The sequence below is a fragment of the Aequorivita sp. CRS11 genome, assembly GCF_059693805.1.
The window spans coordinates 1-6,820 of the sequence record NZ_JCATIG010000017.1; the positions used below are offsets into that span (position 1 = coordinate 1).

The following is a 6,820-nucleotide window of genomic DNA, read 5'->3' on the forward strand; positions in this document are numbered from 1 at the left end:
CTGCGTAGGGCGGCCATTGCCCGACATTTGGGCAGAGGCTATTCCACTGTTTATAAATATCAAAAAAGTGAGAGCATGCAGACCTCCCTACTTTGGGAGCTATGTTTGGTAATAAAGCACAACTTCTTTATGGACCTCGCCGCCCAGCTGCCGGCAGACTTTACCACCAACGCCCCAGACCCCACGCTGCCCCTACAGGAGCGCATAGCCGCGCTGGAGGAGGAAAACAAACTGTTGAAAACTAAGGTGGAAACCTTGATGCAGGTGATTGGGAAATAAACTTTATATTTGGGAAGGCATGCTGTTGCGTACATGTGCGGGATAGCAGCAATAANGCCGCGCTGGAGGAGGAAAACAAACTGTTGAAAACTAAGGTGGAAACCTTGATGCAGGTGATTGGGAAATAAACTTTATATTTGGGAAGGCATGCTGTTGCGTACATGTGCGGGATAGCAGCAATAAGATTTTAAAAACATGCGTATATAAACATGTTGTACACAAGCTGAAAACCCAGCCGCACATTTTAGCACATTTGGTTTTTGCCGACACAAAAGCCAAAACTTAAAAAACCAAAAGAGCTAAAATCTTTCCAACGCTTCTGAATACATTTCCGAAAATTATTATTAGATTTGACCTGAAATAGTCAAGTCTAATTTTGGTAAAATGACACTCGGACAAAAAATCAAAGAATTACGAGAATCCTCTGGAATGTTTCAAAGACAGCTTGCCGCTATTCTTGAAATTGGAGATGGATACTTAAGTAAAGTTGAGAACGACCAAAAAGCAATAAAACGTGAACATCTGAAAACTATTAGTGAAACTTTCAATTTCTCATTTGAGGAACTAGAGGCTCTATGGATTGCTACTAAAATTTATGACATTGTTAAAAATGAAAAAGAAGGTTTAAATGCCTTGAAAGCTGCAGAAGAACAGATTAAATACAAAACCATTAATAATGATTAATACAATTTCTGAACCATACAAAGTTGATGAACTTGTTCAATCATTTGAGGAACAATTGGAATTATTTTTTTCGAAGGATTTTGAAACTATATCTAAAAAACCTGAAAAAAATGAAAATTTAGGGCAAGTATTCACCCCTCCTATTCTTGCTAAGTTTATGATTAGTTTACTAAAGGAGAATATTAGTTCAGAATCTAAAATTCTTGACCCTTGCATTGGACCAAACACTTTTTTCAAGGCTCTACCTAAGGAAATTTCAAATTGCTATCTAAAAGGAATAGAAATTGATGAAAATTTGATTGATGAAGAAATTAAGAATTTTTATGATGAAGCCAGAAGGTCTTTAATTCAAGGAAGTTTTTTTGATTTAGATTCTACGGAGAAGTTCGACTTAATAATTCAAAATCCTCCATATGTGAGACAAGAGTTATTAGCAAATGGAGTGAATTCTAAATCAAATATAAAAAACGAACTATCATCTAGTTTTTCAACTGTTCCATCTCAATCAAATTTGTATATCTACTTTTTACTTAAAAGTATTTTACACCTTAAGGAAAATGGAATAATGGTAGCCGTCATTTATGATAGCTGGCTTTATAGTAGTTTTGGCATATTTTTAAAAGAATCATTCCTGAAATTAGGACATTTAGCGAGTATTTATCACTTTAAGAAAAGTGCCTTCGATGATGCCGAAGTTGGAGCAACAGTTATCAAGTTTGTTAAAACTAAAAATAGTCGAAAATCGACTGCATATTACTCTTTAAATGACTTAAACGATTTAAAAACATATAATGGATTAAGGAATAAAGCTCATAATCTTCGACCAAAAGAATTATTAAGCTATTCTTTTAACAATTCTAGTGTAGTCAATTTTAAATCAAAATTGTTTAAAACACTTAATTCCGTTGTTTCTAAACCTATTCAGCGTGGCACTTCTGCAATTGTAAATAATCACTTCATTTTTTCCGAAAAAAAAATCCCAGAGCTTAAACCAATAGTTAAGAATGTATCGAGAATAAAGACATATAGTGTTAGTAAAGAAAATGCGTTTATCTTGGCTGTTAATGGTTCAATTTCTGATTCGACAAAAGAGTATTTAGATTCCGTAAAAACCAAGATTCTTAACACTCCATCAGATAAATATAAAGCTGTAAAACGAGAGATTAAAAAAAATAAAAATTGGTACAGCATTAAAATAAAATCGTCTGGAAATTTTATTTTCAATTACTATTTAAGGAACAATATCGATTTTATTTACAACCCAAATAAACATCTTTCTTCTGATAATTTCTATTCTGTTAATATTGAACAGTCAGAGTTTGCTTATCTAGCGATATTAAACTCATCATTTACTAGATTAAATATTCTTAATAACTCCAGAAGTCAAGGTAACGGTTTAAGAAAAATACAGCTTTATGAATTTAAAGAGATTAAAGTCATTGATATAAACAATATCTCAAATGATTCTATCAAAGAGCTTGAGGGGTTAGGCAAATCACTTATGATTTCGGAACGATATGACAACCAACAAAATGAAATAATAAGGCAAATCGATACTATTTTATTAAAAGAATATAACAATTACAATAACTCCTCTATTGGGATTAATGAGTTAATAAATGAACTAAAAGAATACATCAAATAATATGATAAACCTATGGTATAACTCTGATGAAGTTACAGGCTTCCATCCAGTTGTTGAAACTGCAATAAATAACGCTATTACAAATTGTGGTTACGACTCACTTTTGGAGTTAGAGCATCACCCTACTATCCCTAACAGTACTATTATTCCTGACTTTGCTATTAAATTAAAAGCCTCTAACAGATATATTTTTGTAATTGAGGTAAAGAAAACTGCACGTGATGTAACATCTCAAAGATTCCAAAATCAATCTAGATCTTATGTCTCTGATTTTTCACCTTATTGGGAACCTAATTATCCAAAATACTTTTGCTTAACAAATATTGAAGAGCTAATCCTATTTGCAGACAGACAAGGTCCAATATCAACTTGTATTTTAAAAGGAAACCCTAAATCACACACTCGTTTCAATCCTCAAACTCGTGACGCTACTCAAACTAGTATTGAGTTTCAAGCGACTTTTGAGCAACTTTTACCAATAATTTATAATAGAACACAACCTGATTGGGATAACAACTGGCAACCTATAATTGATACCTTTTACCAAAATTACCAAAGTGTTAGTAATGGTCTTAGTCATAGCAAAGAAATCGCTGACGAGTTATCTTTATATGAATTTTTTAGACTTTTAGCTTTTACTTATTTAAAAGATTATTACAACCAAACTAACAACCCTAATCAAAGTTATTTTAGAAGTTTTCCGTCTCAAAATGATAATTTACAAACATTTACCAATAGACTTTCTAACAACTTTAGTCGAGTTTTACAACTAGATTTTAATCAAGTTTTTTCAAATCACCCAAACTCTTCTGATAGAATTTTCCCGGAAAACTTTAACGCAGTAATTATTCAATACTTTAAAAATACTATTCAGGCATTAAACACTTATGGTTCTCAAGCTGTTTCCGACAATCCTCTTCCTGAATATATTTTCAATCTTCTAACTTCAAAAGTTTACGACAAAGAAACCCTTCATAAAAAGGGGAAAATTATGTCGGACACTGAATTGTCAATATTGTTATCCATAGTTACAATTGACAACCCAAGTTCATCAATTCTAGACCCGTGTTCTGGAGATGGTGCTTTATTGGATGCCGCTTACGACTATCTTAACATTTTAAATCTAACAAACGGAAATACACTAACTCATAATCAGTTATTAAATCAAATTAATGGTATTGAAATTGACCCTTTTTTAGCTCAGTTGGCTACATTTAGATTAGTTTCAAAAAATCTTTCAGGAGTTGATAATGCAACCAATGCAAACATTATTACCGGAAATACATTTAATCATTCCAATAATTCGGGATACGATGTCTTATTAATGAATCCTCCGTTTTTAAGAAACGATAACCCTGATGCTCCTATCACAAGTTCGGACAAAACCTTAATGCATAATGCGATAACAAGCACTGGTCAAACTAATTATGTTGAACTTGCTTCTCAACCCAATCTATATTTCTACTTCGTTAATTACGCTTGGCATTACTTAAACAATCAAGGAAAGGCTGGGTTTATTTTAATGGCTAAGTTTTTAAATAATGAAGAAGGTGAACTCTTAAAACAATTTATTTTAGACAAAGTTGATGCGATTATTTTATATCCAAGAAACTACTTTGAAGATTTTAAAGTTACAACGGTTATTACTGTTTTAAATAAACAACCTTCATCAGATATTAAGTTTTTAAGAATCATTGATTCTGATTTGTTGTCTAGACCAAATGATATAAAATCAATCTTAGATTCAACAAATACTACTACAATCACATCTGATTACACTTTAAAAGTTACAGATAGAAATATAAACCCTTCCACTAATTGGAAAATGTATTTCAATGACCCTGAAGATAAGTTTCAAAACTTAGACTCTCTATCATTTCTAGAACCTTTGGATACATTTTTTAACACAAAAAAACGTGGTGGTGCAGAAAACAGTGGAGGTTCAACGATAATTTACCCCAATTTTAATGAATCGCCATATTCGGGTATTAATAATTCCAATAAAGGCTATGGTATAAAAAATAGTAGAAGTACTAGAAATTTAATTTTAGAACAAGCTGATTTAGAAAAAGAACCAGCAATTCATTTTCCAAATCGATATGATGATTCATCAGCTAATGGACTGGGTGTAGCTTACCAAACAGATAATTCGCTCAATTCAGTTTACACGACAAATAATACAAATAATTCTGATAAGTGGAAGAGAATTGTTAACGCTGCTTACAGAAATAAGGTGAATTTTGATATTTTAATTCCAAGAGCAGAAAGAACGAAACACACTTGTTATTTTAACCCATTTTCCTCTCCTGTAGTATTATCTACAAATTTCTTTTACCTATCAGATTTTGCAAATGGAAATACTAATTCGACAATTTCTGAAGAAAGTCAGATTAAGTTTATAACAGCCTATTTAAATTCTTGTTTCGGTCAAATACAATTTGAGATACATTCAAACAATCAGGAAGGACTAAGGAAGTTAGAGGGTTTTCATATTGATGAATTAAAAGTTCCAGATTTAAGGCAACTCACTAAGGCTGAAATAGACTCTGTTGTTTCAGAATTTGAGAATTTTAATTCTCTACAAATTACAGTAAGTGGTGATGAAGGAATTACAACTTCAAGAAGGCAACTTGACTTAGAAGTTGCAAACATTATTTTTAATAAAAACAGCTTAGGGTTTCAAAATGTAAATCAATTAACAGATTTCTTCGAACTCTTTTTAGCTGACCTAGTAGAAGATAGAAGATTATGAGAAAAAATAATATTAAAGTAGTTGGGTTATTCTCTGGCTGTGGCGGATTGGATTTAGGATTTAAACAAGCAGGTTACGATATCATTTGGGCAAATGATATTTTAAAAGATGCTTGTGAAACATACAAACTGAACATTGGTGACCATATTATTAATGAAGATATTACTAAGGTGGACTTAAACATTATTCCCAAAGCGGATATAATAATCGGTGGTCCTCCCTGTCAGGGGTTTTCTGGCATAGGCAAAAGAGACCCTAACGACAATAGGTCTGCATTAGTATATTCCTATTTGGATGTAGTGAACAAAGTTCAGCCGAAAATCTTCTTATTTGAAAATGTTACAGGTATAAAGTCTTCAAAGGCATCTGATGGCTCAAAAGTAATTGACAATCTAAAAAAAGCATTTGAAGATATTGGTTACCATATAAACATACACACTCTGAATGCAGCTGACTATGGTGTTCCTCAAAAACGAAAAAGAGTTTTTATCATAGGAAATAAGTCAGGAACTGATATTACTGCACCAACTCAAACTCATTTTGACAATGTTCCTGATAAAAAACAATGGGTTTCGTCATTTGAAGCAATTTCCGATTTAGAATCTCCGACAGAAAATGGAAATATTAAATATAAGCACGAGCCAATTTGTGACTATCAGTCATTAATGCGCAAGAACTCAAATGAAACAACATTGCAAATTATTCCATATTCAAGTCCAACAGACAAAGAAATAATTAAACACGTAAAGCCTGGTGGAAACTATATGGATATTCCTGATGAAGTTTCTACTAAACGTATAATGTATTTTAAAAGCACTGGAGGAAGAACTACAACTTATGGTAGACTTGACCCTGAAAAACCAAATTATACTTTAAACACACATTTTAATAGACCGAATATTGGATGTAATATTCACTATAATGAAAATAGAATGATTACAATAAGGGAAGGGTTAAGATTTCAGTCTTTTCCTGATGATTTTCATTTGGTATCTAAAACAAAGAGAAATTATTACGTCCAAGTGGGAAATGCAGTTCCTCCTTTGTTATCAAAAGCTTGGGCGGAATATTTATTGCAATATTTGACTGAAAAGCCATACACTAAAGCCATACACATTGCCAAGTCGCTCAAAAACCAACCGCACAATCCAAAACTTGTCAAAGAGTATGTCTTTGCCAACGCTGAAAACCAAACTGAATGAAAAAAGCCAGTGTACAACAATGTATAAAAATAATAGCGGTTTAATCGTTAAAACGAAAGGAAGAAAATTTAAAAAAGGTCTATGCTTAACCGAAAAGTCAGTGCTTAAAAATCCGCTACTATTCTTATACTAGACCGTTGTGGTGCATTTTGACCCGTCCTGAATAAAGGCTACATAATTTTAAACATTATGTACAAAAATGACAAAGTGATCAGACGGTATTCAGAACCTTTCAAACTGAAAATTCTGGACGAACTT

Annotated in this window: 5 protein-coding genes; all 5 read left to right on the forward strand. The window is 32.2% G+C overall.

The genetic code is table 11. The features are described from left to right. Window positions 1-279: hypothetical protein (locus AC58DT_RS15400; RefSeq protein WP_497217695.1), on the forward strand; the 279-nt coding region annotated here is incomplete at its 5' end. 384 nt (window positions 280-663) lie between these two features. Continuing rightward, window positions 664-963: a helix-turn-helix domain-containing protein gene (locus AC58DT_RS15405; protein ID WP_408024685.1), complete on the forward strand. Its 300-nt coding sequence runs from the start codon at window positions 664-666 to the stop codon at window positions 961-963. Continuing rightward, a complete protein-coding gene (locus tag AC58DT_RS15410) occupies window positions 956-2,608 on the forward strand; it encodes an Eco57I restriction-modification methylase domain-containing protein (RefSeq protein WP_497217696.1) in 1,653 nt (550 codons plus the stop codon). The genes AC58DT_RS15405 and AC58DT_RS15410 overlap by 8 nt, the downstream gene beginning before the upstream one ends. A 1-nt stretch (window position 2,609) precedes the next feature. After that, a complete protein-coding gene (locus AC58DT_RS15415) occupies window positions 2,610-5,360 on the forward strand; it encodes a BpuSI family type II restriction endonuclease (protein WP_497217697.1) in 2,751 nt (916 codons plus the stop codon). Beyond that, the gene (locus tag AC58DT_RS15420) at window positions 5,357-6,562 is read left to right on the forward strand and encodes a DNA cytosine methyltransferase (RefSeq protein WP_497217698.1); all 1,206 of its coding nucleotides are present in this window, start codon (window positions 5,357-5,359) and stop codon (window positions 6,560-6,562) included. Before AC58DT_RS15415 ends, AC58DT_RS15420 begins: the two co-directional genes overlap by 4 nt. The last annotated feature ends 258 nt before the right edge of the window (window positions 6,563-6,820 follow it).